Consider the following 23,943-nt stretch of genomic DNA (forward strand, 5'->3'; position numbering starts at 1 on the left):
TTAAAACTTCCTCCCAAGACACAGGAAAGATATAAGAAGGCATGTCTCATGCTTCTGCTTTTGGCCTTTATATTCACTGGCCCTTTTGTGTCTCAAAATGTCCCTACTGCGATTTTAACTCGCATGTGGCTTCCCACATTGACCAAACCCAATGGCAAAACGCTTATCTTTGCGAGCTTCAGCGTGTTTACGAAGAAAGCTCGGACCGTCAACTTAGCAGTATTTTCTTTGGCGGTGGCACACCTTCCTTGATGCCAGCACAAACGGTTGAGACAATTTTACAAACCGCACAAAACCTGTGGGGCTTTCGCGATGGTATGGAAATCACACTGGAAGCCAATCCAACAACGGTCGAAACCGATACTTTCCCCAATTTTAAAGCCGCAGGTATCAACCGCCTGTCCATCGGCATCCAGTCCTTGCGCCCCGAAGTCCTCACATTCTTGGGCCGTGCCCATAGCCGGGAAGACGGTTTGCATGCTCTAAAACTGGCCCAACAGACCTTTGAACGCTATAGCTTTGATCTGATTTATGCGCGACCTGATCAAACATTGGATGACTGGAAAGATGAACTGACCCAAGCCCTCTCTCTAAGTGGAGGGCATCTTTCGCTCTATCAACTGACTATTGAACCGGGCACCGCCTTTTATAAAAACAAGGTCCCTGCCATTGATGAAGAACGCGGCGCTGATCTTTATGACCTGACACAAGAGATTATGGAAAATGCCGGGCTTCCGGCTTATGAAATTTCCAATCACGCATACCCTGGTCAAGAAAGCCGCCACAATCTGATTTACTGGCAAGGCGATGATTATATCGGGATCGGCCCCGGTGCGCACAGTCGCCTAAAAAACCAGGCCATCCATCAAATCTATAAGCCAGACTTATGGCTAGAAGCCGTCACCCAGAAAAAATCCGGTGAACAAAAGCGCAAACGGATCAGCACGGATGACAGGGCGATCGAACTCATTATGATGGGCCTTCGATTGAACCAAGGTATTGATAAGTCAAAATTTTGTAGCATAATTGGTGAAGATATCCACAGCTCAATTGATGAAGGTGGACTTAATATGCTAATGGATCATAAGCTTATTGAATGGAAGGAAAGTCACCTTCGCGCCACTGAAGAGGGACGTAAATGCCTCAACGGTGTCATTGAGAAATTAATTAAGCTTTAGGACCCAACTCATCCGTAAGCTGCCCCACCACACTGGTAAAGTCATCCCATTGCGGGCCAGACATATCAGCCGTACCCGCCTGAAAATCATCAATCATGGACAAGATAACCTGACAGATCGACACATGACTCTCATTGCCTTTCTTCTCCAGTTTTGCCCCAAGCTCCCGTGTTATCTCAATCATCTTATCTAAAAAGAACGCCGGATTTTGATGTTCGTTGCGCAATGAAGAAACTTTCTTACATAACCAACCGACTTGCACCACATATCGTTCAATTTTCAGCATTTCAATACGGGCCATCGCCTCTTGATGGGCCAAAAGATAGTCTTTTTCATTTTGTTTGGGCAGTGCCTTGAAAGCCAACGGGTTTGGCACATCGACCAAAGGAATTTCCTCACTGCCTTGACGAATGCTACTGCGACGGTCCGGTCCCACATAATCCAGCGTCACAACAAAAGGTTTGCGTTTACGAATGCGGCGTTCCACCCGGTCCATAATATTGCCCAACGCAACCGGCTTCACCAACACATCATCCAGACCGGCTTCTGATAGAACCTCCAGAACCGACGGTTCCGGCTGGTCGATAATGGCAAAAATCATACAAAACGGGCTGACCGTTCCTTTGCCCTGGCGAATATCACGGATAACTTGGGCAACATTGGATGTGCCCAGATTATTATCCACAATAATCAAATCCAGCTCATTGCCCTGGATACGATTGCGAAAATCAATGAAATTTCCGGCCTCTTCAATCTCGCGAAAGCCCTGCATATGTAGGCCCCCCTTAATGCTTTGGCGAGATTGCGAATTGGCATCGGCCAATAAAAAACGAATACTGCTGAAATTCAGCTTATCACGATAATCTTCCTTAAACAGAACAGATGTATGGGCGACTTTATTGGTCTCAATCTGTCCCTTTTTGGCGGCTTTCGTTAGAAAAGACGGTTCCGTCATATCTGCGATCATCTGATTTTGTTCACGCAGTCGTGCAATCAAGGTTCGCACCAGATTTTTGGTAAAAATATCTAATGCTTCTTGTTTTTGATTAAAGGTTGGCGGATCAACCACAATAACCGACACATCTTCCAAGGCGCGTACGCTGGCAGAACGGGGGAGAAAATCCACCATCGACATTTCACCGAAGATTTCCCCTGCCTTCAAGACCTGTAGAAGAATCTCCCCACCATCAGTGCGTTGTTTTATAACCTCAACAGAACCTTGCTTCAAAATATAGGCATATGTCGGCGGGTCCCCTTCCTTGAGAATATAATCGCCTTTTTTAAATTCTTTATTTCTATATTCCGCCATTATTATAAGTATTCCTAATTTGTAACTGGCGCAAAACTTTTCGGTGCCGGGGAAATTTCTCTAAAGCTTTTCTTCTGAACCTGCATAATCGCCAGCCCCCGTTCAGCCAGCCCCCAACTATGCAAACGGAAAATACCGTTACGCCCCAGATAACCTGCCGGATCTGTCAGGGTCGCCCGACTGTAATCGGCTTCCCCCTTATCATTAGCCAGCACCGCACTTAAGGCCACGGCATCATAAGCCAAGGTCGCCAAACGATGCGGGGCTGAACTGTAAACGGATTGATATTGGCGCACAAAATCACCCCGGTTCTTCGCACTTGGGGCGGCAAACCACCCCCCTAACAAAGCAGGTTCCGCACGAACCCATTTGGCTTCCCACAGACTGGTGCCTAACATACGCACTTTTTTCGGGTCTACATCATAATAGGGCAAATTCGCTGCGATAGATTGCAGGGTCTTACCACCAGCAGCCACCAGCAAGGCATCAAAATCCACATCACCCACTGTTTGCAGCAGCTCCAAACGCTCCAGCGCTTTTTGTGATAGTGCGTCTTCCTTGCCTTCCAGCTCTTTCTTTTGTTCCAGTAAGTCCTGACGGCGAATATCATAATCCGCCATTTCCCGGATCATCGCTGGCAGGTCATCACTGCCTAAAAACTGTACGATTTTTGACAGTTCCACCCCGTTGGACTGAACAGCGGCTTCAAAAGCAGTGCGAATACGGATGCCATATTCATCCGCAGGGGCCAGCAAGGCAAAGCGGGTTGAGCCTTGCAGCACGGCAAAATTGATAATGCGCTCAACCTCTTCTTCCGGGCGCACCCCCATCACAAAAACATTCTGACTGGCTGCGGTGGAATCATTGGTGAAGGCCAGCGCATTCACATTGGCGGCTTGCAGATAAGGCGCAATGGCTTGGGCTGATTTTGACAAAAGCGGCCCCACAATGATCGAAACCCCATCGGAAATCGCATATTGCGCAGCCTGAACCGCCCCTTCCGGTGTACTTTGCGTATCATACGGCAACAGCTCATAATTCGGTCCGGCAAAATCAAACAGGGCAAGCTGGGCTGCATTCATAATTTCTTGACCCACCTTGGCCGCACGCCCAGATAAAGGCACCAACAAACCAACACGGGCAGCACGCACGCCGCCGCGCACATCATATTGGGTCATCCATTCCTGAGACTTGGCTTGCGCATCGGCTTGCTGCACGGTTGGCTGGCTTGGGTCCCAGGGCTGAATCTCTTTTCCTTGTCGTGGGGCCGCTGTTGGGTCATAACTACCCGGTGCAGGGCCACGGGCCTGAGGTGTCGTTCCCGGAACTTCCCACCATTTGGGTATTTCAACGGTTTGACAAGCGCTTAATACCAAAGTGATGGCGAGCAGCAATGGCAAAAGATAAACACGCGGATTTAGAAACATCGGGTCCCCAAGACAACCAAGAAAACAATCAATTTGCGCAAGAGAGTACCCTTAGCACGCAACAGAGTAAAGGGACTGCTGGACTCTATATTGTCGCAACCCCGATCGGCAATGCCCAAGACATTACCCTGCGCGCCCTTGAGCTGTTAAAAACAGCCGATACCATCTTGTGCGAAGACACCCGTGTGACAGGCAAACTCTTGATGATTCATGGCATTTCCAAAAAGAAATGCATCGCCTATCACGAACATAACGCTGAAAAGATGCGCCCCAAGGTCCTTGAAAAACTGCAAGGCGGGGAAACCGTGGTACTGGTCAGCGATGCTGGCACGCCTTTGATTAACGATCCCGGCTATAAACTGGTGCGCGATTGTGCCGAACTGGGCCTGCCTTATACCAGTGCACCGGGGGCCAGTTCTGTCATCACGGCCATGGTCCTATCCGGCCTGCCCAGTGATCGCTTTCTCTATCTTGGTTTCTTACCCAATAAAACAGCGGCCCGTAAAAAAGCACTGGAAGAAATTAAAGCCGTGCGTGCCACCCTGATTACACTGGAATCGCCACGCCGCGTGGGCGCATGTCTGGCCGATATGGCTGAGGTTTTAGGCAATCGTGAAGCTGCGGTCACACGTGAACTCACCAAACGATTTGAAGAAGTTCGCCGTGCGCCCTTAACGGAACTGGCAGAATCGTATAAAGATGCAGAAGTGCGTGGTGAAGTCGTTCTGGTCATCGGCCCACCAGATGACAGCGCCAGTGAAACCAGCGCAGAAGATTTGGACGCCTTGTTAGAAAACGCCCTTTCTCGACTTTCTGTTCGCGATGCAGTTGCCGAAGTGGTCGATGCCACCGGGCTTAAAAAACGCATGGTCTATAATCGGGCCTTGGAACTGTCGAAATAGCGTTGTCTAAGCAAAGAATTTAATTGCTGCCAAAAAACCGCCAAGCGCAAAAATCATAACCCCTGTACGAATGGTAATGCGTTGTTCCATCTGCTGCATCGACATTTCAAGCTGTTTCAGGTCGTGTTTGGTGGTTAAGTTTTCATCAATCAGACGCGTTTATTCGTTGGCAATTACCTCGGCCTGTGCCTCCGGCATACCCGCTGTCACCAGTTTTTTCACAAATGCGTGTGTATCAAAAATCAAAACACCCATCCTTTAATCCTTTCATAAATATGGGTGAAAGGACGTGACGGATTTTCCCCCTGCCCCATTCATAGCTTTGTGTATGAAAGATCAAAAACGCAAAGCCTTTTCCTATGGGCAATGGGGGGAAACCCTTGCTTGTCTCTATTTACGGGTCAAAGGCTATCACATTCTCAAACGCAATCTACGCCATCCCCTTGGGGAGATTGATATTCTTGCCAAACGTAGAAATCAGCTGTGTTTTATTGAAGTAAAGTCCCGAAAAAACCGCAGTGATGCCTTAAGTGCGTTAAGCCTCCACCAACAAAAACGTCAGATCAATGCGGCAAAGGCTTTTCTTTCTGGAAACCCGCGCTATTCTACATGTGATATCCGATTCGATTTGATTGCCATTGCCCCCTGGCACTGGCCTGAGCATATTGAAAACGCATGGTGTGAAGGCAAATGAGACGTCGTTTAACTGGACTGGTTCTTGGTGGTTTTTTACTAACATCCTGTACCCCCGTGGGCATGTTGACCTCTCTGGGTACCACTGCGGGCACCTACGCCATGGAAGAACGCGGCCTGCAAGGGGTCACTGATGACCTGACCTTAAAAGCAGACATTATCACCAAATGGGCCAATGAAGACCTGTCTTACACCACAAACCTTACCGTCATTGTCTATAATGCCAAAGCCCTGATCATTGGGGCGGTAGAAACAGAAGAACAACGTGCAAAAGCCGTTGCAAAAACATGGGAAGTCACCGGAATTCAGGACGTTTTTAACGAAATTATCCTACAAGCCGAATCAGATTTGCAAAATTTTGCCTATGACACCTGGATTGATACCAGCTTGCTGGCTTCTGTGACCTTTGATGCCCAGATCATGGACATCAACTATCGCTTTGAAACCGAAGGCGGCACAGTTTATCTGATTGGTCTGGCCCAAAGCCCGGCAGAACTCAACCGTTTTATTGCCCACGCCAAATCCATTTCTTATGTGCGCAAGGTGGTCTCCCATGTGGAAATCAAACCCCGTAAATCCATGTTTAAACAAAACCCCAACAAATTAAGTCTTAAGCATGAACCTGCCTGAGCGTCTGATACGGGACCTAAGTGAACTTGCCCATCAAGATGATCACAGCTTTGACGCCCTCAAGGCTGCTTTTCTGGTTTCCAAAATCCTCAAACCTTCTGCCCGTCTTGAAAGTTACGATAACCAAATCAGTGACATCATCGCCCAGCTGGACAAACGATTTCGCCAGCTTTGTAATTATCAATCTGTTCTGGAAGCCAAAGTCTCCAGCCTGCAATTAATTTTAAGTCAGGACATGGGGTTTCATGGCGATGAAGATGCCTTTGATGATCTTGATCATTTAAACCTGTTTAGCGTGCTCGATCATAAATGTGGTACTGCGCTGTCTCTCAGCCTGCTCTATCTACATTGTGCCCAAGCCTGCGGCTGGTCTATTCATGCCTTGAATTTTCCCGGCTACAGTCTGATTTGTCTGGATGAAAGTAATAAACGCACCATTTTGGACCCGTTTCATGGCTGCGTTGAGATTGATACCTATACCTTGCGCCAAATGATCAAAGTCATCGGCGGGGCCGAAGCCGAACTGCAACCGGAACTCTATCAAAACCTTAGCCCCAAAACTTTGAGCATGCGCTATATTGCTTCAATCAAAGCGCATTTCTTGAGATGCCAACAAATTGATAAAGCTCTCGATATCTTGCAAGCCTCCCTTTGTCTTGAGCCCGAATCTGCCGCCTTCTGGCGCGAAACCGGATTATTACAGGCCCGAACCGGACAACTTGAAGAGGCGATAGACTCTCTTAATGTATCCCTTAAATATACGACAGATGGCGATGCTATTCGTCATGTCCAACATATTGTGCAGGACCTGGAAAAAAAGACAGAAGATTAAAGAGTTATATTTCAAGCTCTTATCCCTGCATTCACAAAACCATACGACGAAAGTCTAATTTTTTGCGTTGCTCCCCCTCATACGGGTGATGTTGGCAGAAGGCATTTTCGATATTTCTCAAAAATACAAAGAACAAATAAGTATAAAAAAATGAGGGAACAAAAGTTCTATATATTTTGTTAGGAATAGACCATGCAAGCTCACACAAGCCCCCGCTCACTTACAGAAAAAAAAGACATCCCTTATTCTGACTTTGAAGTCTCAATCAGTGAAAACCCCTTTACCAAAGAAAAACGGGAAATTTCCCGAGGCCGTTTTCTCATTTGGGGTGATGTCAAAACAAACGACTGCCCGGCCTAAAGGGCGTAATTTTTTCCCATCTGCAACTGGCGTATGCCTTCATCTTGATCTATATGTTTGGACAAGACTTAATTTTAGATCGACCTTAAGGAATTCACATGTCTTTGCGCGTTGCCATTCAGATGGACCCGATTGACTCTATTGATATTAATGGAGACTCCACCTTCGTTCTTGGCCTGGAAGCTCAAAAACGGGGCCATGCACTCTATCATTACCTGCCGCAAGATTTGACAATGGTGGATGGCCGCGTTGTTGCGTATGCCCATCCCATGACCCTGCAACGCGAACAAAACAATCACTATGAATTTGGCGAAGGACGCTGGATTGACCTGCTTGATGATGTCGATGTGGTGTTGATGCGTCAGGACCCGCCATTTGACATGGCCTATATCACCGCAACCCACCTGCTGGAACATGTACATCCCCAAACTCTTGTGGTGAATAACCCGGCAGAAGTGCGCAACGCCCCGGAAAAACTGTTCGTCACCAAATTTGCCGACCTGATGCCCCCGACATTAATCACCTGTAACAAGGAACAGATTGATGCTTTCCGGGAAAAACACAAAGACATTATTGTTAAACCGCTGTTTGGCAATGGCGGGGCAGGTGTTTTCCATATCAAGCCGGGTGATGAGAACCTCAATTCCCTGATTGAAATGTTCTCAGAACTCTATCGTGAACCTGTCATGGTTCAAGCCTACCTGCCCGATGTGCGCAAAGGTGATAAACGTATTATTCTGGTCGATGGCAAACCTGCTGGTGCGGTAAACCGCATCCCGGCTGAAGGTGAAGCACGATCTAATCTACATGTCGGTGGGCAAGCTGCCAAAACAGATCTGACCCCGCGTGAACAGGAAATTTGTGAACGCATCGGCCCTGACCTGAAAGCACGGGGCATGATCTTTGTCGGTATTGACGTGATTGGTGATTACCTGACAGAAATCAACGTAACATCACCAACAGGTATTCAAGAGATTAACCGCTTCAATGGTGCCTGTCTGGAAGGTGATATCTGGGACGCTATTGAAAGTAAATTTGAGAAATAAAATCATCAATGCCCTATTTTGCCGGCTTTTCTTCCTATCGGGTAAGTGACCCTGATGGACCTGTCCCTTGTGGGCTTTGGTATCCAACGCACACCAAAGCCCAACAGCTCACACAAGGGGTCTATGACATGCATGTCGCCAAGAAAGGCGAAATTGCACAAGGGCGCTTTCCCCTGATCATGATATCCCACGGGTCCGGCGGCACCCGGTTTGGTCATTGTAAAACAGCAGAAATGCTGGCTGAAAACGGCTATATGGTCCTTGCACCGGAACATCCAAAGAATAATTTTTTCGATGACCGTGGTGTCGGTTCCGCCCATACCTACCAATATCGGTCCCGCCATATGAAATCGGCCCTTGATGCCTTTTTAGGCGACCCAACATGGGGGGCTTGTGTTGATCCTCAACGCATTGCCGTTTTTGGTTTTTCCCTTGGCGGCTATACGGCACTCACTTGTGTCGGCGCACGCCCCTATGTCAAAGGATTGCGTCAACATATCCGCACAAACCGGGAATTTGACCCGATCTTCAGCGGTTATGAAGTCATTGTGCGCGATGGTTTTGACGATGATTACCTGCCCACCATGGCTGACCCCCGATATAAAGCCTGCATTGCACTGGCCCCGGTTAGCGGCGGGCTGTTCCCGAAAGCCAGCCTGCAAGACATCACCTGCCCGATACAAGTTTTCAGGGCGGAACGTGATATGATTTTGCGCAACCCGTTTCACGCCCACGACATTCAACAAAACCTCCCCGCAGGGTGTGACTATCATGTCACGCCAAAGGCTGGGCATTTTTCTTATCTCTCCCCGGTTCGTGAAGATGCCAAAGCCACATTGGGGGAACTGGCCAACGATGATCCCGGTTTTAATCGCGCCGGGGAGCATGCAAAAATTCATCACTTAATGCTCATTTTTCTGGATAAAGCCCTTTCATAGACAGGGGCTTCGGGCTACATAAAGCGATAGTAACGCGCATCTGCGCAAGGATGACATCAACCATATAGAAAACAAAAATGATCGGCGCCTTTACAAAATCCTTTGCCCAACTCCCCGACCCGACCTTTCGAAAAGTCGTATTTATGGGAATATTGGGCGCTTTTATCACCTTCTTGCTGCTGTTTAGTGCCGTAACCGGATTTTTATTTGATGCGGTTCTGGTCAATATCCCCTGGGTCGATGTCGCCATTGACTGGCTCGGCTCCATTGCCACAGTGGCTGTCGTCTGGCTGCTGTTTCCCGCTGTGGCCTCTGTCATTATTGGCTTTTTGCTGGAAGATATCGCCCAGGCAGTTGAAAACAAACATTACCCGGACTTGCCCCCAGCCAATTCCCTGCCTTGGGGGGAAACATTGGTCGAAGCACTTAAGTTTTCCAGTGTCATGATCCTGCTGAATGTGCTGGCCTTGCCGATTTACATTCTCTTTCCGGCTGTAAACCTGTTGGTTTTCTATCTCCTTAACGGCTATTTAATAAGTCGGGAGTATTTTGAGCTGGTAGGCCAGCGCCGTGTCGGTGTAAAAAAGGCCAAAGCATTGCGCAAGGCGTATCAGGGGCGATTACTTATCGCAGGTGCATTGACTGCTTTCCTGTTGACGATTCCTCTGGTAAACCTATTAGCGCCTGTGGTCGGTACGGCCGTGATGGTGCATCTTTTTCACAGCTGGCGTCAGGAACCAAAATTTCTGATGCTGGAACAACAAAACCTTTAAGGAGTATGTGTGAGTATGTTTGGGCGTAATAAAGACGGCGACAAAACAACCACCGAAACCAAAGACGCAAAAACCAACCAGCCTGCTGCTGAAAACAGCGCAGAAAAAGTTGAACAATTGCCGCCCCTCAAGCCATTTTCGGCCAAAGGGTCACATACATCCTCCACCACAACACCACCCAGCAAACCCGCCGTACCCAGTGCGGCTTCAACCGGTTCATCTCCTGGTTATCGCCCTGATATTGCCGCCCGCCGCCTGATGGATATTCCGGGGGCAACCCCGCGTCGTGGTGATCAACGCACCTATCAGGACCCGCGCACCCTGACAGTGGGCCGCGAAATCTCCCTGCGTGGTGAAATCACAGCCTGTGAAACCCTGATTGTTGAAGGTCAGGTGGATGCTAAAATCACAGATGCCCGTGTCCTTGATGTGGCAAATGGTGGGGTGTACACAGGTACCGCCCATGTGGAAGAAGCCTTTATTTCCGGCGTGTTTGACGGCGAACTGTACGCTTATAAAACACTGACGGTCAAAAGTGGGGGCCGTGTGAAAGGCGATGTGCGTTATGGCCGCATCGTCATTGAAGAAGGTGGTGAGATTGCTGGCTCTATGGCAACGCTCAGCCCTGATGAAATTGCCGCTGCACGTAACGAAAACAGCAAATAAAAGCCTTACTCATGAAATGCTTACATCGCGCCGCCTCTGCCCTGTCACTGGGCGGCGTGTTGCTTTTATCGGCCTGTGGAAGTTCAAACACACACGACATGTATCGTGACGGTATCGAAACAACCACACCTTCCCCAACGGAGCAGGCTGCACAATCAAACCTGCCGCCTCAACGGCTTGCCGCCATGAAATCCTTTGGCCTTGATGAAACATCGCAGCCTATCAAACTGGTCGGCATGTCTTCTTTTGACGTCAAACAAGTCTTGGGCGACCCTAGTTTCGTGCGAAAAGACAACGGGGTCGAAATTTGGCAGTATCGCCATGAAGATTGCATTTTAGACCTGTTTCTTTACGAAGACCGCCGGGGCCTGTCTGTTGATCACAGTGAATTACGCGGCCCGGAACTGGATCAAAATGGCCAGCCCAGCTGCTTTCAGACCATCTTGATGGGTCAAAGCTGATGCGCAGTTGGTTTGAGGCGTCGAAAATCTATTTTGATAAACGTGTCCTCGCCATTCTGTTTCTGGGTTTTTCAAGTGGCCTGCCTCTTTTATTGGTTTATGGCACTTTGTCCTATTGGCTAGGCGTGGAAGGTGTTTCCCTTGCCACCATCGGCTTTTTCTCGCTGGCCCGCCTGCCTTATACCTTCAAATTCCTGTGGGCTCCGCTGATTGACCAGCTGCGTCTGCCCCTTTTTGCCAAACTGATCGGTCATCGCCGCAGTTGGGCCTTACTTTCCCAAGCTTGTCTCATGGCCTCCATTGTGGGTCTTGGTCATTCCAGTCCGGCTGAAACCCCTGAAATAACCGCCCTTTTTGCCGTGCTTGTGGCCTTTTTCTCCGCCACGCAAGATATTTTGATTGATGCCTATCGCATTGAATTGCTCAAAGACGATGAACAAGGCGCAGGGGCTGCCATGTACGTCAATGGCTACCGCTTGGGTATGTTAATCGCGGGTGCTGTAGCCATTGGCCTGTCAGACTGGGTGTCCTGGCCGTTGGTTTACACCCTTATGGGCGGTCTTATCGCTATCGGAATGATCACCATTTTGCTCAACCGGGAACCGGAAAACCTGGCGGCACAAGCCCAGAAACAAGAACGTGACCAACATTGTGAAGAACTGATCCAGAAAGGCAAAGCCCGCTGGCTGGCGTCCCTGATTGCCAATATCAATATCGCCGTTATTCATCCCTTTAAGGATTTCATGACCCGTGCAGGCTGGCTCTGGATCTTGGTCTTTATTGTTCTTTATAAAATGGGCGAAGCCATGCTCGGGGCAATGGCAAATCCATTTTACTATCAGATCGGTTTTAGCGGGACTGAAATTGCCTCAGTCACCAAGGTCTTTGGACTGGCAGCAACCATTATTGGCGGTATGATCGGTGGCATTGTGGTTTATCGCTACGGTGTCATGCGCGCCCTGCTTTATTGCGGGGTCGTACAGATGTTATCGACCCTGCTTTTTGCCATTCAGGCCGAAGTGGGTCACAATATCCCCATGCTTATGGTCGCCATTTCTGGGGAAAATGTCACTGCAGGCATGGCCACCACCGCCTTTGTCGCCTATCTGTCTTCCCAATGTAATACGGCCTATACCGCCACCCAATATGCCTTACTCAGTTCATTCATGGCTATCCCGCGTGATATGTTTGCCGCCTTGTCCGGTATTTTGGCTGAAATGGTCGGCTGGACCTGGTTCTTTATCGCCTGTTCAACCATTGCCGCACCCGCCTTGATTTTGCTGGTTTGGATGATCAAGAGGTATGACCAAAGCAATGAGAATCCTGCTTGAAAAAGGCAGTTTTCTTGGCTAGAGTGCGCCTGCAAAGTTTGTAGGGGGTCGCATATTGGGGCTCCGCATAAAGTGTGAGGAAAATCCATGGATATCAAAAAGATTCCAGTTGGCGACGCACCTGAGTCCGTCAACGTAATCATCGAAGTTTCTGCCGGTGCAGCTCCGGTAAAATATGAATTCGACAAAGACAGCGGCGCGATCTTCGTTGACCGCTTTGTGCACACACCGATGCACTATCCGGCAAACTACGGCTTCATTCCGCACACACTGTCTGATGACGGCGACCCGGTAGACGTTTTGGTTCTCGCACCGGAAAGCATCATTCCAGGCGCAGTTATCGCTGCACGCCCGATCGGCGTTCTGATGATGGAAGATGACGGCGGCATGGACGAAAAAGTTCTGGCGGTTCCGACTGACAAAATGCACCCGATGTATTCTGATGTGAAAACACACACAGACCTGCCGGAAATCGTTCTGTCCCAAATCGCACACTTCTTCGAGCACTATAAAGACCTCGAAAAAGGCAAATGGGTTAAGATCATGGGTTGGGAAGGCGCTGAAAAAGCCAAACAACTGATCACAGAAGGTGTTGAGCGCGCAAACGGCTAAGGCCCAGACGCAGCATAAACGCTGATCCAGTTAAAAAGCCCGGTAGTTCCAAACTACCGGGCTTTTTTTATATTTATGTCATTTCCAACTTGATTGGGAATCTCCGTCCCGCTTGAAAAAGGGCTCCGCTTTCACAAAAGCGACTTTACTTTATTCGCGACCAATGGAATTCAGATCCTGACGGAAGGTAGTGCCACTGTTTTTATTAAGCTCATCTGCTAAGTCACGGGCATCCTTTTTTCGTTTTTCCAGATCAATCGGCTCAGCACCGGGAAGTAATTGTTTTTCCCCTTTTTCAATGGTCCAGACCCGACGTTTGGGTTGTTCCATTTTTTCCAGTATTTTCTGCGCATCACGGGTATCTTCTGGTACTTCCACCGCAATCTCTACCCGACGGTTACGCGCCCGTGCTTGGCTTGTCTTACCCACAACCAGCGGGCGGGAATCGGCATAACCTTGCGATGTCATGCGTTCTTTTGGAATTTTGCCACTGCGCAAGAAATGATGCACCACCGATGTGGCGCGTGCTGAGGACAAGTCCCAGTTTGACCGATACTGTAAGGTAGAGATCGGAATATCATCCGTATGGCCCCCAACCTTGATATCCCCCGGTGTCTTTGCCAAAATCGGAATAATCTTATCCAAACTGGCATATGACGTTATGGCAAGTTCTGCCCCACCGGATTCAAAGGCTGTTTCGGATGGAAAACGAATAATCACCCCCAGTTTTGTTTCTTCCAGCTCCACCAGATTGCTGGCAATGTCACGCGCCAGCGAACGGCGTAACTGGGCCACCATGGCTTCGCGCAAATCATCGGTTTCAGGAATATCCATGGGCACAGACTTCACCCCGGAAAGAATGCCACGTCCCCCAGATAGGTGCGATTCTTCATCCGTTTGAAAATCAGAATTCTGATTAAAAGCTTCACGCATGGGGCCTGCATTTTTCTGAAAGCTATTGTCATTGACCTCAGAAAAAGACAGCAACAGCACAAACAAGGCAAAAAGAAGCGACATCAAATCGGCATAAGTGACCATCCAGGCCGGCGCATCATGACCATGTTTGATAATCTTCGAGCCGTCTATGGCCTCTATTTCTTCATCCAGTGTTTTCATCGACTATCGCTTTTTCTTGGCATCGCGCCCCGCTGTATAAGCCGCATCAACGCCTGCCTGACGCTGTTTTTCCGGCAGATGAGGCTCAAGAATCTCCAACATGGCCGTTGGGTTTTGCATTTGTTGAATTTGGAAAACACATTCAATAATCAAGGACCGCAAAGCCTTATCTTCAGCCGATTTTGATTCCAGTTTATCAGCAATCGGCAAAGCAATGAGATTGGCAATCAAAACCCCGTAAAGGGTTGTCAATAACGCCACCGCCATCGCCGGACCAATCGTGGTGGGGTCATTCATATTGGACAGCATCTGGATCAAGCCGACGATTGTCCCAAACATCCCAAAAGCAGGCGCACTATCACCAATGGCCCTGAAGATTTTCCCACCGATTTCTTCACGCTGGATCGCCATTGCCATTTCTTGTGTCAGAATCTTGCGAATATAATCCAGGTCGCGACCATCCGCACAAAGCTGTACCCCTTTCACAAAAAAAGGGTTCTTCAAATTATTACGCTCTAAGGACTGAATACCGTTTTTGCGGGCTTTTTTCACCAGCTGGATTGCCTGGCGAATATAATCACGCGGTTTTTCTTTCTGCACAGTGAAAGCGGCGCGAATCCCGATGGGAATGGAAATAAAAATCCCGGACAAGGGGAATTTAATCAATGTGGCCGCAAAAGTTCCGCCCACAACGATTAATAAACCCGGCAAGTTGAAAAAGATTGTGATATCCGAACCGGAAAGGATCGCCAGCGTTACCACAGTCAAGCCAATAATCAAACCGGCAATGGTCGCAAAATCAAACTGCATAGACGCTATCTCTTTCCAATATCTATCATTTCTTGTTTAGCCATAGTGTGCAACCTCTTTCCCCAGAACACAAGAGGCAATCTCGGGCTTGTCGTGGGGGCAAAAATATGTAGAATGCCTCTATTCTAATATGATTTGAGGTTGAGGCGTGCCCAAAATCATAAAAACAATAAGCCTGTTACTGGCACTATTTCTTCTGTATCAAACCACTGCACAGGCACGGGATTTGCGGGTCTGTACTCATATGGGATTTGAACCCTACGTTATCAAAGAGGGTAAATCTTTACGTGGGATTGATATTGATATTGTTCTGCAAATCATTAAAAACATGAAACAACCTGCGGAAATCAGGGCTTTTCCGTGGAAGCGTTTGCTCGCTTCTATTCGTGAAGGCGAATGTGATGTCGGATTTTCCCTGTTTGATACGGAAAAGCGTCGCCAGTTTGCCGACTATATCTTCACCGTCCCCTTGCATTATTCCACTTTCAGTGTCTTTGTACGCAAGGATAAGGAATTCGATTTCAACAGCATTTATGACTTCTTTGGCAAGAAGATTGCCCATAATCGTGGCTTTGCTCTCACCATTGGCTTCGAACAAGCGATAAATGATGGAAAAATTCAGCGTTTGACCTTTGATGATGCAGATAATGCCCTGAAAATGCTGGAAAAGGGGAGAATTGATGCCATTTTGGATAATGAAGCACGCTTTCGCTATTATTTAAAGAAAAATGGCAAACTGGGCCAAATTAAATCTTTGACCATCCCTTTCATGCCCCATCACCCTGCTTTTTTAGTCATCTCGCGCAAATCAAGCTTCCCCAATTCTCAGGAATTGAAAAACAAGATCGAAGCCGAACTGAAAAAGCTGCATCTGGATGGGACCATTATGAAGATCACCACCCAGTATTTGAATTAACCTCAACTTGATTAAAGATGACGTTTTTATTCAGCAGAAGCGGGCAATACATGGTCCGAATCTTCAATACCAGCCTCAATCCGGGCCTTCATACGTGAACAACGCACACGCTGGCTTTCTGATTTCAACTGACCACAAGCTGCCAAGATATCTTGGCCTCGTGTCACCCGTGTTGTCGCCGTATAGCCTGCACGGTTCAGAATCTCTGTAAAACGCTTGATTGTTTTACGATCAGAACATTCATAATCGCTACCCGGCCAGGGGTTGAACGGGATCAGGTTAAACTTACAAGGGATATCTTTGACCAAACGGGTCAGTTCACGGGCATCCGCCTCAGAATCATTAATGCCCTTCAACATGACATATTCAAAAGTCACCCGCCGTGCATTAATCGCAGCCGGGTAATCACGCACAGCTGCCATCAAATCTTTTAAAGGGTACTTCTTGTTAATAGGCATAATCTGGTTACGCACCTCGTCATTCGGGGCATGTAAGGAAATTGCCAGTTCCACATCCGCAACTTCGCCTAAACGACGAATTTCCGGCACAATGCCACAGGTTGACAAGGTAATGCGGCGTTTGGAAAGAGAAATACCTTCCTGATCCATCAGGATTTTCAAAGCCTTGACCACATTGTCAAAATTATAAAGCGGCTCCCCCATACCCATCAGCACGATATTGGACAGCAACCGCTTATCCCCCGGCGGAGAGGGCCATTCGTCATAACTGTCACGCGCCGCCATAAACTGGCCGACAATTTCTGCCGCAGACAGGTTACGCACCAGTAATTGGGTTCCGGTATGGCAAAACTTACAAGTTAAGGTACAGCCCACCTGTGAAGAAATACAAACCGCACCGCGATCTTCTTCCGGGATAAAAACGGTTTCAGCCTCATTGCCATCGTCAAATTTAAACAGCCACTTGCGCGTGCGATCAACAGAGGTCAGTTCTTCACTGATACCGGGGCGGCCAATATAGAAATGGTCAGCTAATTTACCATGCAACGACTTGGAAATATTGGTCATTTTGGTGAAGTCTGTGACACCATAATGGTAAATCCATTGCCACAGTTGTTTGGCACGAAAGGCTTTTTCACCAATACGTTCCATTTCAGCCTTCAATTCCTCACGGCTGAGTCCCACCAAGTCAATGCGTTGGTCTGTCATTTTCAAATTGTCCGAATAGCTGAGTTCAATACTTGGTTTTTCCAAGCTGTGGCGCATCTATACAGGAAATAGCGACAGATTGCAAATCTAGGGCGTAAACTCATAAAATAGACTTGTTTGGCGGAGATGTATTTGAGGATAGACAAGGCATGAAACCCGCAGAAGTGCGAGCACTTTAAGGGTTTTATAACGCCGCTCTATCCTCAAATACATCCCGTCCCTTACGGGATTTCCCTAAAATATAGGCATTACGGCGTTAAAGTCTTTTGAAAGTACAAGTACTTCCTGCAAGCCTTTGCCTTATCTTGCCTATATTTTAGGGAAACCAAAGCAAGTCTATTTTATGAGTTTACGCCCTAGGGTCAGAGTCTATCAATTTAATGAGTTTGGCGATTATTTGGTGCGGGTCAGTTTGATCTGGTCGATGATGTAGCGCCCGACTTTGGTGCGTAAACCATTCATTTCTTCACGCAGACTTAACAAGGCACCTGCCACTCCAGCTGTCTCTGACATATTGGACTCGACCATGGTACGTAACATGGCCACATCCTGTTCCAGCTTCATCGTGCGGGCAGACTGGCTGACAGCTGTATTTTCCAAAATCGCCGTACGGGTACGGGTATCGTCCAGATCACTGCGGACCACACGCATCTGGCTTTGAAGATCTTTTAGCCCCCCTTCGCCTTCAACGATTTCAACCAAATCAGCCATATCCTTGCGTACAGCGTGAATGGCACGTTGGTAGCCGGTGATCTCGTCATGCATTTCTGCGACTTCTTTATGGACATCATCTGCCTTCATGGCAGCGCGTTCCATACGCTGAGTCCGTGCGCGAATCCCTTTGAGTTCAGCCTGCTGACGTTCCATGGCATAAAGCGCCTGTTTCAGCAATGTGCGAATATTCTGGATATCACCAGCTTGCGCTTTGGTCGGGTTTGCAGAAACAATCTGAATATGTTCCACCAATTGGTCGACCTTGCCTTTCAGGTCATTATATTTCGCCTTTGTCTTTTCACGATGGAGGCGAATTTTATCCAGTTCCAAACGGCGCTGCTCTTCAAACTGTTCATGGCGTTTGACGGCATCAGGGCGAATACCAAAACGTTTGGCAGCAGCTGCTAGTCCCGGTGTCAAAGGCGAGCGACGCAATGGGGTAATATTGTCCGTTTCTTGGGTCTGGGCCAAAGCCTGATGTGCAAGTGCCATGATGAAGTCTCCCGAACTCTCTTTAGAGAATCCATAAACAGTTATCCTTTCCCTACATCATGACCATAAAAGGTAAGGAGAAAGTTAAAATTTATCAGAGGGGAAGAAAAAACTTCGAAGAAAGGCATACACATTGCGGGGTAAAGGGGTAAGGAGAGATATTAAAGCCAGGTCAAGGAAGGCAAAGTGATCCTCAGCTCCAAGGGCGGGATACTTGGGGTAGGGTTTTTGGAGTCTGAGAACCACCCTGCCCTCCTAACCTGTTATCTCGTGTGCGTTGTGTATGTCCTTTCTCCGAAGTATGGGGTCGCTCTTATCTAGCGATTTTTATTTTGGCGTACTATCCGCACGAATACCTGAGTAAGTTTGCGAATAGTATTCTTACTTACAGTTTAATGTTTCACCACCTGGCGCCAAGCACCTGAACTAAAACGTTTCAGCACCATCCGTGCACGGGTGAGATCAACGAAAAAATCTTCAAGCTCATTATCGTAATCAAAGTACCCCTCCATTTTTTGGGGACTTAATTCCGTATCGACAAACCCCATGGACCAATTTTGAAATTCTTTTTCCTGAATATCACCGCGATAAATCAGCTTGAGCTTACTGTGGCGCTTGTCTTGAGTAATTTTATCAAAAAGCTGTCCGACCTCTTCTTTTGGCCCTTCAAGAACCTGAAGGAATGATCCTGAACGATAAACAAGGATACCGCTGATGCCGCTTTCTTTATTGCGATCACGTGCCGTATTGAGAATAGCATTGAGTTCCTGCGTATCAAATTCACGGCTGGCTGCACTTGCGTAAATTATTTGAGAGAGTTGTCTCATTTTCATGACCTCCTTGCTCGTTCATTTTTATAACCCTACCATAAAAATAATAACCAAGTAATTAGGTCGACTACTTGAGGGATTCTACATAGGCATAAATACTTTGGTATTAGAGCGAAGCCATAAAAAAGGCCGTTGCGACATCAAACGCAACGGCCTTTTTAAAAGAAATAGGGTATTTCTTAGTCGTAGTAACCAACACCGAACAACAGGTCGTCATGCTGACGTACCCAAGTTTTCTTCGGAGCAAGCTTTTTCGTTGCCGGGTTTGTCCAAGTGTATTCTGCCCAACCGCCATTCGGGTTGTTCACACCAGCGTTAACCATTTCAGTCAGGATAACCTTACCGTTCACGTCTTTCAGCTTCGGCAGTTTTGGATTGTCAATCAGTTTCGGGTTGATCGCGTGTGTTTTAAAGATGCCTTCTTTTGTGAAAATGATCACATAGAATTCACCATTTACATAGCCACCGTTTTTGTCATTGAAAGAAGCTGCAGCTTTATCAAAGCCAACTGCTTTATAGTGAGTAATCGCCTTATCAACCATTTCTTTGGCAATAGCAGCTTTATCAGCAGCTTTTGCATCCATTGCAGTGAAGATCGGCATCATCAAGATGAAGACAAACAGAAACAGACGTTTCATGAGTATTTCCCCTAAATATAGAAATATAATATTAATGATTACGTAGATTGCTCAGCAACGTATCCATTTGCTGTGAAAGCTGTGTCACTTCCGCATGCAGATCGTCACTTATATTGCGCATACCGCGTGCAGATTCGCCTGTTCCTTTTGCGATATCCTGTACGCTGCGAATTTCATCAACTACAGAACGAGTCCCGGCCGCAGCCTCCTGTGCATGCACGTTGATGCTGGAAGTTTCCTGACCTTGAACAGTAACCGTATCGGAAATGCTGTTCAATGCCCCTTCCACTTCATCAATCGTATTCTGAATGCTGCGAATCGCCTGTACGGCATGACCTGTTGTCGTGGTGATAGCTTCAATCTCATTTGAGATTTCTTCCGTAGCACGTGCTGTTTGTGAGGCAAGATTCTTCACCTCACTGGCCACAACCGCAAAGCCTTTCCCGGCTTCCCCGGCGCGTGCCGCCTCAATCGTCGCGTTCAGAGCCAACAGGTTGGTCTGGTTGGCAATGGCACTGATCAGCTCAATCACATCGCCGATCCGTTGCCCAGCTGCTGCCAAAGAATTCACCGTTTCATTGGTTTCTTGGGCTTCTGTTACCGCACGGCGGGCAATTTCTGTAGAGCTTTCGATATTCTGTGTAATCTGACCAAAGCCATCAGCCAAAATCTGTGCTGTACTGGCCATATTTTCCACATTGCCATTGGCACTTGTGGAAGAATTGGTCACTTGTTCACTACGCTCAGACGTGGCTTCAGCATTTTGAACCAGCTTGTCCGTTTCACTTCGGAAGCTATCAACCGCCACAACGGTTTTTTCAACCGCACTCTTCACGGTTTGCTCAACCTCATCTGCCAGCTGCATCATCGTTGCCTGTTTGGCGGCTTCCGCCTCTTTAGCACGTTCTGCTTCTTCGGCCTGCGCTTTCTTCACATCCACAGCGTTTTGGCGGAAGACCTCCAATGTAGAAGCCATCTGACCAATCTCATCACTTTGGCCTTTACAGGGTACTGTAATATCCAACTTACCGTTGGCAAGATCAGTCATGGCATCGGTCATTTCCACAACCGGCTTGCTGACCAAACGTGAAATCATTACAGACAAGACAATCGCAGCAACCAAAATAATCAAAGCGATGATCATCAGCTCGCTTTTAAAGGCGATTGTATCCTCGTTCACTTCTTTCACAGCCTGAGCCACGCTGTTCTTTGTCAGATCACTGAACTTATGCAGATGTTCTGTTAGCGCCGTATGGCTTTGTTGGGCGGTAAAGAGAAAAGACACCGCACCCGTAAAGTCAATTTCCAGCATTTCAAGAACGACCTGAACATTTTCATTATAATTCTTGAACTCAGCACTGACTTTGTTGAACAAAGCTTTTTCTTCATTCGACAACTGAAAATCATTTTTAAGGTGCTTAAGGGCAGACGTAACGTTTGCACGATATTGCTTACTGGACTCAATAACCTGAGTCGTTTTTTCTTCATCCGTGCCTGCTGCACTCCATGTCAACAAACGGTAAATCTCAAGCTGGGCCATTGTGGAATTATAGATAATGTCACCAGCCAAAGTCGTTTTGGCATATTCGACACGATCGAGTTCTTCCAATTTCTCATTTTGCTGGTTGGCCAACCCCATAGCCAACCAAGAGATGATCGCGATCCCCAATAACGGCAGAACTGGAATTACCCCGATTTTGCGCGCGATCTTCATATTATTCAAAAAAGACATGCCAACTTAACCACTTTATCTGTTCAGTCTTTTCTCAGCTATCCTGCGTTATATTAGTTTTTTTATGCAGGTGATACTTTTATAGTTGTTCTAGTTTTCTAGAAACGATTGTTACAATCTCAAATAGAGATGCCACAACTTTGCAGTCGTCCGCAAGGGCAAAAACTCCCGTTAATGAAATATTAATGGAAGTTTACGCAAAAAACCTGATTTGTACTACTTATGTATAGGATTAATTGTTTTGGCCCAGAACAAAAAACCGCCGCTTTCCAAAGTAGAAAGCGGCGGCTCTTATTTTTTAGGCTTTATACGAAAGCTTAGTGCTTCACGTCCGCCCAGATCTTACGCTTAAGCGCATAGAGCATGGCTGTCAGAACCAACAGGAACAACATAACCTTCAAGCCCAAAGATTTACGCTCATCCAGCTCAGGCTCAGCAGCCCAGTTCAGGAAAGCAGAAATATCTTTGGCATGTTGGTCAGCCGTCATTGGCGTACCGTCTTCATACTCTACCAACTCGTCCGTCATTTGCGCCGGCATGGAGTTGTAGTAGCCAGGGAAATACAGGTTAAACGCTTTATCTTCGTTTTCTGTAAAGCCCTTCTGGTTTTTCACTTCTGCCGGGATTTCTTCTACGAAACCCATCAGGAAGCTGTAGATGTACTCAGGACCACCCACACGTGCTTTTGCCATCAAAGACAGATCCGGTGGCAATGCACCGTTTGCATCAATTGCAGCAGCTTCGTTCGGGTAAGGCGGAACAAAACGATCAGATGGTTTTGCCGGGCGTGTGAAGAATTCACCATCTTCAGTCAGCTCGTTACCAGCGTCATCGTGCTCAACACGTACTTCGTATTCAGCAGCGATTTCCTTGATTTCATCTTCCGTGAAACCCAGTGCAGACAGGTTACGATAAGCAACCAGACGCAGAGAGTGACAAGAAGCACAAACTTCTTTGTAGATCTGGAAACCACGACGCAGTTGTTTCTGGTCGTACTGGCCGAAGATCCCTTCAAAAGACCAGTCCGCATCCATCAGAGGCGGGTGATATTCACTACCCGCAGCTTGTGCTGAACCCGCGTTCAAAGTGAGAGCAGCAACAGCAGCAATAATCAGTTTACGCATGTTACGCATCCTTCTTCAAAACGGCAGCAGCAATGCTTTCCGGGAGTACCACAGACTTCTCAAGTTTTGCCATCATCGGCAGAACAACGAGGAAGTGAGCGAAGTAGTAAAGCGTTGCCAACTGAGCCATCCATACGTACGGCTGTTCAGCAGGCATCTGGCCCAACCAACCCAGGAATACGAAGTCAGCGAACAGAATCCAGAAGAACCATTTGTAAACCGGGCGGAAACGCGCAGATTTAACTTTGGAACGGTCCAGCCACGGCAGCGCCATCCATACCAGGATAGATGCAAACATCGCCAATACACCACCGAGTTTCGCCGGGATGAACAGGATGTCAAACGTGATCGCACGCAAGATCGCATAGAACGGCAGGAAGTACCATTCAGGAACGATATGTGCCGGTGTCACCATCGGGTTCGCCGGGATATAGTTATCCGGGTGGCCCATGTAGTTTGGTGCCCAGAATACAAAGGCAAAGAAGAACATAAAGAACACGCCCATACCGAACAAATCTTTGATTGTGTAGTACGGATGGAACGGAATGCTGTCTTCCGGTGCCTTCATTTCAACACCCAGCGGGTTGTTGGATTTCACAGCGTGAAGCGCCCACAGGTGCAGGCCAACAACGCCAACCAGAACGAACGGCAGCAGGTAGTGCAAAGAGAAGAAACGGTTCAGTGTCGGGTTATCAACGGCAAAGCCACCCCACAGCAGTGTTACGATGAAATCACCAACGATCGGGAAAGCCGAGAACAGGTTGGTAATAACAGTCGCGCCCCACAGAGACATCTGACCCCACGGCAGTACGTAACCCATGAAGGCTGTACCCATCATGAGAAGCATGATGACAACACCGATGATCCACAGGATCTCGCGTGGGCCTTTGTAAGAGCCGTAGTAAATGCCACGGAAAATGTGGATATACACAACAATGAAGAACATGGAGGCGCCGTTCATATGGACGTAACGGATCAGCCAGCCGTAGTTTACATCACGCATGATACGTTCAACAGAGTCAAACGCCATGTCAACATGCGGTGTGTAGTTCATTACAAGGAAAACACCTGTCAGGATCATAACGATCAGGACAGTCAGAGCCAGAGAACCGAAGTTCCACCAGTAGCTCAGGTTGCGCGGCGTCGGATAGCCGGCAGTCGAATGGTGCATCATGGAGAAGACCGGAAGACGGTCATCGACCCATTTGATGACGGGATTGTTCCATTCAGGAGAACTCATAGCAATA

The 23,943-nt window shown here is 47.8% G+C and carries 26 protein-coding genes; 14 read left to right on the plus strand and 12 right to left on the minus strand.

Annotated features, from left to right (window positions below):
* Window positions 1-41 precede the first annotated feature (41 nt).
* Window positions 42-1,178 carry a radical SAM family heme chaperone HemW gene (gene hemW, locus E4K71_RS15630; RefSeq protein WP_135081202.1) on the plus strand — a complete coding sequence of 379 codons (1,137 nt, stop codon included), beginning with the start codon at window positions 42-44 and terminating at the stop codon, window positions 1,176-1,178.
* Here the strand turns inward: hemW and E4K71_RS15635 are convergent.
* Entirely contained in the window at window positions 1,168-2,487 is a 1,320-nt protein-coding gene (locus E4K71_RS15635; protein WP_135081203.1) for a cyclic nucleotide-binding domain-containing protein, read from the minus strand. The genes hemW and E4K71_RS15635 overlap by 11 nt on opposite strands.
* Window positions 2,488-2,501: 14 nt before the next feature.
* Window positions 2,502-3,914: a penicillin-binding protein activator gene (locus tag E4K71_RS15640; RefSeq protein WP_135081204.1), complete on the minus strand. Its 1,413-nt coding sequence runs from the start codon at window positions 3,912-3,914 to the stop codon at window positions 2,502-2,504.
* Between E4K71_RS15640 and rsmI the strand changes: the two genes are divergently transcribed.
* Complete coding sequence (gene rsmI / locus E4K71_RS15645; RefSeq protein ID WP_135081205.1) at window positions 3,881-4,816, plus strand: 16S rRNA (cytidine(1402)-2'-O)-methyltransferase; 936 nt, start codon at window positions 3,881-3,883, stop codon at window positions 4,814-4,816. The genes E4K71_RS15640 and rsmI overlap by 34 nt on opposite strands.
* A 159-nt stretch (window positions 4,817-4,975) precedes the next feature.
* On the opposite strand, the gene E4K71_RS18485 is transcribed toward rsmI, so the two are convergent.
* Window positions 4,976-5,071, minus strand: a complete 96-nt coding sequence (locus tag E4K71_RS18485; RefSeq protein ID WP_240796830.1) for a CCDC90 family protein — start codon at window positions 5,069-5,071, stop codon at window positions 4,976-4,978.
* A 73-nt stretch (window positions 5,072-5,144) separates the two neighbouring features.
* Here E4K71_RS18485 and E4K71_RS15650 point away from each other — a divergent pair, with 73 nt between their 5' ends.
* From E4K71_RS15650 to ppa, 11 genes are all read left to right on the plus strand, one after another.
* On the plus strand, window positions 5,145-5,510 hold the full coding sequence (locus tag E4K71_RS15650) for a YraN family protein (RefSeq protein ID WP_135081206.1): 366 nt from the start codon (window positions 5,145-5,147) through the stop codon (window positions 5,508-5,510).
* The gene (locus E4K71_RS15655; protein ID WP_135081207.1) at window positions 5,507-6,139 is read left to right on the plus strand and encodes a BON domain-containing protein; all 633 of its coding nucleotides are present in this window, start codon (window positions 5,507-5,509) and stop codon (window positions 6,137-6,139) included. The genes E4K71_RS15650 and E4K71_RS15655 overlap by 4 nt, the downstream gene beginning before the upstream one ends.
* Complete coding sequence (locus E4K71_RS15660; RefSeq protein WP_135081208.1) at window positions 6,126-6,971, plus strand: transglutaminase-like domain-containing protein; 846 nt, start codon at window positions 6,126-6,128, stop codon at window positions 6,969-6,971. The genes E4K71_RS15655 and E4K71_RS15660 overlap by 14 nt, the downstream gene beginning before the upstream one ends.
* Before the next feature lie 192 nt (window positions 6,972-7,163).
* Window positions 7,164-7,331, plus strand: a complete 168-nt coding sequence (locus E4K71_RS18290; protein WP_167730617.1) for a hypothetical protein — start codon at window positions 7,164-7,166, stop codon at window positions 7,329-7,331.
* A gap of 98 nt (window positions 7,332-7,429) precedes the next feature.
* Window positions 7,430-8,377 carry a glutathione synthase gene (gshB, locus tag E4K71_RS15665; protein WP_135081209.1) on the plus strand — a complete coding sequence of 316 codons (948 nt, stop codon included), beginning with the start codon at window positions 7,430-7,432 and terminating at the stop codon, window positions 8,375-8,377.
* A gap of 8 nt (window positions 8,378-8,385) precedes the next feature.
* The gene (locus tag E4K71_RS15670) at window positions 8,386-9,315 is read left to right on the plus strand and encodes an alpha/beta fold hydrolase (RefSeq protein ID WP_135081210.1); all 930 of its coding nucleotides are present in this window, start codon (window positions 8,386-8,388) and stop codon (window positions 9,313-9,315) included.
* 77 nt (window positions 9,316-9,392) lie between these two features.
* Window positions 9,393-10,088 carry an EI24 domain-containing protein gene (locus E4K71_RS15675; protein ID WP_135081211.1) on the plus strand — a complete coding sequence of 232 codons (696 nt, stop codon included), beginning with the start codon at window positions 9,393-9,395 and terminating at the stop codon, window positions 10,086-10,088.
* A gap of 15 nt (window positions 10,089-10,103) precedes the next feature.
* A complete protein-coding gene (locus E4K71_RS15680; protein ID WP_135081212.1) occupies window positions 10,104-10,754 on the plus strand; it encodes a polymer-forming cytoskeletal protein in 651 nt (216 codons plus the stop codon).
* A gap of 11 nt (window positions 10,755-10,765) precedes the next feature.
* Window positions 10,766-11,215: a hypothetical protein gene (locus tag E4K71_RS15685; RefSeq protein WP_135081213.1), complete on the plus strand. Its 450-nt coding sequence runs from the start codon at window positions 10,766-10,768 to the stop codon at window positions 11,213-11,215.
* On the plus strand, window positions 11,215-12,546 hold the full coding sequence (locus E4K71_RS15690) for an AmpG family muropeptide MFS transporter (RefSeq protein ID WP_135081214.1): 1,332 nt from the start codon (window positions 11,215-11,217) through the stop codon (window positions 12,544-12,546). Before E4K71_RS15685 ends, E4K71_RS15690 begins: the two co-directional genes overlap by 1 nt.
* A gap of 87 nt (window positions 12,547-12,633) precedes the next feature.
* Window positions 12,634-13,158 (plus strand): inorganic diphosphatase, encoded by a 525-nt coding sequence (ppa, locus tag E4K71_RS15695; RefSeq protein WP_135081215.1) that lies wholly within the window; start codon window positions 12,634-12,636, stop codon window positions 13,156-13,158.
* 150 nt (window positions 13,159-13,308) lie between these two features.
* Here ppa and E4K71_RS15700 read toward each other — a convergent pair whose 3' ends face one another.
* Both E4K71_RS15700 and E4K71_RS15705 read right to left on the minus strand, forming a co-directional pair.
* Window positions 13,309-14,274 carry a flagellar motor protein MotB gene (locus E4K71_RS15700; protein WP_135081216.1) on the minus strand — a complete coding sequence of 322 codons (966 nt, stop codon included), beginning with the start codon at window positions 14,272-14,274 and terminating at the stop codon, window positions 13,309-13,311.
* A gap of 3 nt (window positions 14,275-14,277) precedes the next feature.
* Window positions 14,278-15,084 carry a MotA/TolQ/ExbB proton channel family protein gene (locus E4K71_RS15705; RefSeq protein WP_135081217.1) on the minus strand — a complete coding sequence of 269 codons (807 nt, stop codon included), beginning with the start codon at window positions 15,082-15,084 and terminating at the stop codon, window positions 14,278-14,280.
* A gap of 148 nt (window positions 15,085-15,232) precedes the next feature.
* Here E4K71_RS15705 and E4K71_RS15710 point away from each other — a divergent pair, with 148 nt between their 5' ends.
* Window positions 15,233-16,000, plus strand: coding sequence for a transporter substrate-binding domain-containing protein (locus E4K71_RS15710; RefSeq protein ID WP_135081218.1), 768 nt, complete (start codon window positions 15,233-15,235; stop codon window positions 15,998-16,000).
* 26 nt (window positions 16,001-16,026) lie between these two features.
* Here the strand turns inward: E4K71_RS15710 and rlmN are convergent, their stop codons facing one another.
* The 7 genes from rlmN to E4K71_RS15745 all read right to left on the minus strand — a co-directional run bounded on the left by rlmN (window position 16,027) and on the right by E4K71_RS15745 (window position 23,936).
* Complete coding sequence (gene rlmN / locus E4K71_RS15715) at window positions 16,027-17,166, minus strand: 23S rRNA (adenine(2503)-C(2))-methyltransferase RlmN (RefSeq protein WP_135082102.1); 1,140 nt, start codon at window positions 17,164-17,166, stop codon at window positions 16,027-16,029.
* Window positions 17,167-17,559: 393 nt separating this feature from the next.
* The gene (locus tag E4K71_RS15720; RefSeq protein WP_135081219.1) at window positions 17,560-18,372 is read right to left on the minus strand and encodes a hypothetical protein; all 813 of its coding nucleotides are present in this window, start codon (window positions 18,370-18,372) and stop codon (window positions 17,560-17,562) included.
* 392 nt (window positions 18,373-18,764) lie between these two features.
* Window positions 18,765-19,199, minus strand: a complete 435-nt coding sequence (locus E4K71_RS15725; protein WP_167730619.1) for a BLUF domain-containing protein — start codon at window positions 19,197-19,199, stop codon at window positions 18,765-18,767.
* A 182-nt stretch (window positions 19,200-19,381) separates the two neighbouring features.
* Window positions 19,382-19,840 (minus strand): cache domain-containing protein, encoded by a 459-nt coding sequence (locus tag E4K71_RS15730; protein WP_135081221.1) that lies wholly within the window; start codon window positions 19,838-19,840, stop codon window positions 19,382-19,384.
* 31 nt (window positions 19,841-19,871) lie between these two features.
* Entirely contained in the window at window positions 19,872-21,572 is a 1,701-nt protein-coding gene (locus E4K71_RS15735; protein ID WP_135081222.1) for a methyl-accepting chemotaxis protein, read from the minus strand.
* 317 nt (window positions 21,573-21,889) lie between these two features.
* Window positions 21,890-22,696: a cytochrome c1 gene (locus tag E4K71_RS15740; protein ID WP_135081223.1), complete on the minus strand. Its 807-nt coding sequence runs from the start codon at window positions 22,694-22,696 to the stop codon at window positions 21,890-21,892.
* Between the two features lies 1 nt (window position 22,697).
* Window positions 22,698-23,936: a cytochrome b/b6 gene (locus E4K71_RS15745; protein WP_135081224.1), complete on the minus strand. Its 1,239-nt coding sequence runs from the start codon at window positions 23,934-23,936 to the stop codon at window positions 22,698-22,700.
* Window positions 23,937-23,943 lie beyond the last annotated feature (7 nt).

Source organism: Terasakiella sp. SH-1 (genome assembly GCF_004564135.1).
In the GTDB taxonomy this organism is placed as follows: domain Bacteria; phylum Pseudomonadota; class Alphaproteobacteria; order Rhodospirillales; family Terasakiellaceae; genus Terasakiella.